Origin of the sequence: Pseudoalteromonas shioyasakiensis (assembly GCF_022398475.1) — a bacterium.
Classification (GTDB): domain Bacteria; phylum Pseudomonadota; class Gammaproteobacteria; order Enterobacterales; family Alteromonadaceae; genus Pseudoalteromonas.
In genome coordinates, this window is sequence record NZ_JAKEVM010000273.1 from 1 (window position 1) to 1,478 (window position 1,478).

At 37.1% G+C, this 1,478-nt stretch carries 1 protein-coding gene; it reads left to right on the top strand.

Annotation, left to right across the window (positions count from 1 at the left end; translation table 11 throughout):
- The coding region (locus L1D51_RS21415; protein WP_275669254.1) for a serine hydrolase domain-containing protein at positions 1–1,419 on the top strand (1,419 nt) is incomplete at its 5' end.
- Positions 1,420–1,478: the final 59 nt, after the last annotated feature.

The following is a 1,478-nucleotide window of genomic DNA, read 5'->3' on the forward strand; positions in this document are numbered from 1 at the left end:
CTTATAATTTTTATCTCTTGCATAAGTCAACAAGCACAGGCAACAAAAGAAATAGACTATAACAATTTGGCTAATCAATTCATCACTGTTTTGAACAGCAAAGATTTAAATAAGGTTGAAGGATTTGTAGTAAAAAACTTTTCGCCAGACTCTCTTGCGCGTTGGGATGGTACAGGCAAAGATCGATATGTTGGTTATTCTATCAACACCGCACTTTTCCATGGCGAGTTGAATGTTATTTCAACAGAGCTTGAAACCTCAAATAATCGTATACGACATATCAGTAAAGTGTATTCAAAAAATACTGAAATGCAGCACGAGGTGGTTATTCTTTTTAATAATGAGCCATTACAAGCAATTACGGGTTGGTATATCGAGGCTGACCCTCAAAAGCCAGACTCTAAAGGTTCATTTACTGAGTCTCAATTAGTTAACGAGGTTAAAGAATATACTGAGAGGCTTGCTAAGAATGGCGCTTTCTCTGGCACGGTATTACTTGCTAAAAATAATGACATTTTGTTTAGCACTGCATATGGCTTTGCTTCACGTCGCTATGATGTGAAAAATAACTTAGAAACGAAGTTTCAAATTGGCTCAATGAACAAAATGTTTACTAGCGTCGCTATCTTACAGCTAACAGAAGCTGGCAAACTATCTCTTGATGATCCGCTCACTAAATTTATTGATAAAAGCATTTTAGGGAAAGGTGATTTTAGCAAAATTAAGATTCGACACTTATTAAGCCATACATCAGGGATTGGTAATATGTCTGGTTATGACGAGATACAAAATAAGGTGCGCTCTCTTAAGGATATTCAACATTTATACACGTCTATTAACACAACATTTGAACCTGGAACACAATGGCGATATAGCAATACAGGTGTGACATTACTTGGTCAGATTATTGAGAATGTTACTGGCGAAAATTATTTTGATTTCATTAACAAAAATATTTATCAAAAAGCCAACATGCAACAAAGCGGAAGTTTTGATCTAGACGTACCGGTCAAGAACACTGCTCGGAATTATTGGTTCTCAGTAGAAACGGGTCAAGTAACTGAAAACTTAATGTTTCAATCAGTGAAAGGGGGGCCTGCAGGTGGTGGATACTCAACGGTAGGCGATTTACATAAGTTCGCCTTGGCTATGCAAAATGGAGGGTTACTCAGTCGTGAGCTTTCTAAAGTTGCCCTTACAGCAAAGCCTGAACTTAATGCGCCAAACTGGGGCTATGGGTTTTCAGTCAGAAACTCAGAAGGAAACACGATTGTTGGGCATAATGGTTCGCATTTAGGTATGACTGCCAGGCTAAATATGTATATGGACAAGGGGTATATTTTAGTTGTGTTAGGCAATTATCAATCTTCTGCATTGCCTTTAGTGGCAAAAGTAGATCAACTAATAAAGCGTTTGTAAAAATTCATTAAAATTAGGGGCGTATTAAAGCCCCTAATAAACAACATGCAAATCTATTA